Genomic DNA, 2,287 nt, shown 5'->3' on the forward strand with positions numbered 1-2,287 from the left:
AAGCCTACGTGTTTAGCGATGAGTAACGATAGTTTACTCACGCTAAACACGTATCTCATCAAAAACGAGATTATCTCAATAATAACATCAGTAGAATAAATAAAAATAGGCAGAAAATATCGAAATCTCCTGCCTTTTACCTATTCCACAGACTTCTTTACTATTCCACTTTTTGAGAAATAATGGATGGTTATATTCGTCCATAAACATAAACTAAATGGTGGTTTTAAGTTAGCCATCTTTTACGACTGAATCGGTTACTTTAATGGCCCATCTTTCATAGAAAAATGGATTCCTCTATGAACCAACAAGTTAAGTTTTCATGGTTCTCTTTAGTATTCCAACATTACTGAAAATATGGATTATTCTAAAAGTCCATATCGCAAATCGAAGTGGGCTACTCTAATACACCATTATTTCTATCATAATGGACCTCTATTCAAATCCACTTTTTAAGAAAACTTGGACTTCTTTACTATTCCACATTTAGCGATAAAATGGGAAACTCTACTTAACCATCTTTTAGCTCTTAATGAGCTAGTTTTACTATTAAATAATTCGTTAAGCTAATAGATTTTCAAATAGTCATCTTTTACCTTTTCAAGTTATCCTATTTCTCTCTACAGAATAGGCATGTCGAATACTTTTCAGTTTCTTATTTATTCACAGAAAAATGTTTCTGTGTTTTTTTTTTGATTTTGAAAATGTGGCATAGTAATATCGTAAAAATTGAATGACTAGAGCTAAACACTATCTGGTGTTTTTTCAACATCAGATAGACAGGAGGAAATAGTGCGATTTCATATTCGTAAGGTTCAATTATTTCAAAATAATGACTCAATTATTCAATTAACAACATATAGAAAGGAGTTTTTAGGCCGTAGGTCCAGATAAAGTAACAAAGATATAGTCACAATCAAATTGAAATATTATTAAATAAATTCTGCATCATAAAGGAGGAAATATTACTGAGTCAATTGTTATAATCCAGTTTTACGAATAGCGAAACCAAAGCAAGAAATCGTTCAAATCGAAAAAATACAAAAAATAAACGTTATAATGCGTTTCAATTATTCAAGCTCTCGAATCCAAATTGAGTATTGGAGTAGTCTTCTCCAATTAAAAAAACATAAAGAACACCTGCCGCAGCAGGAAGACACTGTTTTCGGAAGTATTGCGTTAATCGAAAACACCTCAACCATTGGTACCAAAAAGAAAGGAGTCAGTTATGACTAAAAATAAAAAAAGACGATCACGTTCAGATCGTAGAAAAATGAAAAAACATGCGATAGAAAAACAAAACAAAGCGCTAAAAACACCAGAAGGCCGACTTCAGTTTGTCCATTCTCAAGGAGTATCAAGTTTAAAGAAACGATTCAAAAAAGGAAAAGGCATTAAGCGTAAAGAGGCCAAAGAAACAGGAGATGAGATTGAGTTAGTCCACACTCATCGTACATTTCATAACTATTCGGGTTCATGGCACTGTTTTGCAAAATGGGTTTCGATTAACATTTCGCCAGAACAGTTAATGGCATTAGGTAATGTTGAAAAAGATACGGAAGGTTGGATAGAACTTGTCAATCAATACTTACAATATTGTATAGAGATTGGTTTAAGTCCATATACACAAGCGACCTACAAAGCAGCATTGGCCAAAGTTCTCGGAGTTTCCTCAACTAATTTCATCGCTACACAACCACGTACTCGTGCAAATCGTATGAATAATCGTGTATTGCATAAAGACTATCGTTTATCCAACAAAAATAACGACTACTGGCATAAAGTAGTTACCGCAACAGGCTTACGAAAAAGTGAATTGATCCACGTCACTGGTGATGCTCTGCAACGCGGCCGTGATGGCCGTTGGTATTTAAATTTAGACGGCCATAAGCATCGCACAAAAGGACGCAGAGATCGCTGGTCTCCCATCATGGCTACTAGTCAAGAGGAAGAAGAGTGGTTAGTTGCTATTTTCCAACGAGCAGGAGAAAAGAAAGTCTTTCATGTTCCCAAAGATTTAATCCTCGACGATTTTGATGGAAAGAAAGTTCCAACAGCATTAAAGCCACACAAATATCGTGCAGAGTATGCAGAGCGTGTTTATCGCAGTGTAGCACGCGAAATTTCCAAGATTAGAAATCGTAAAGAAGTTATCCATCTGCGTAAAGAGTTAGTTGGCATCTCGCTCGACAGAAAAGCTTGTAAAATTGTGACAAAGGCTCTGGGACACAATAGACCAGAGGAATTTCCTCGTTCCTACGCTTATATTTTATTGAAACGTTAGGTA

At 35.2% G+C, this 2,287-nt stretch carries 1 protein-coding gene; it reads left to right on the forward strand.

Features of this window, described 5'->3' with window-relative positions; translation table 11 throughout:
- The first annotated feature begins 1,228 nt into the window (after positions 1 to 1,228).
- Positions 1,229 to 2,284, forward strand: coding sequence for a hypothetical protein (locus F9856_RS11905; RefSeq protein WP_236659626.1), 1,056 nt, complete (start codon positions 1,229 to 1,231; stop codon positions 2,282 to 2,284).
- The last annotated feature ends 3 nt before the right edge of the window (positions 2,285 to 2,287 follow it).

The organism is Streptococcus suis (genome assembly GCF_016743335.1).
Lineage (GTDB): Bacteria > Bacillota > Bacilli > Lactobacillales > Streptococcaceae > Streptococcus > Streptococcus suis_Y.

What these genes read in the sequence shown, in the direction of transcription:
- F9856_RS11905 (WP_236659626.1), top strand. Translation starts at nt 1,229, where the DNA reads ATGACTAAAAATAAAAAAAGACGATCACGTTCAGATCGTAGAAAAATG.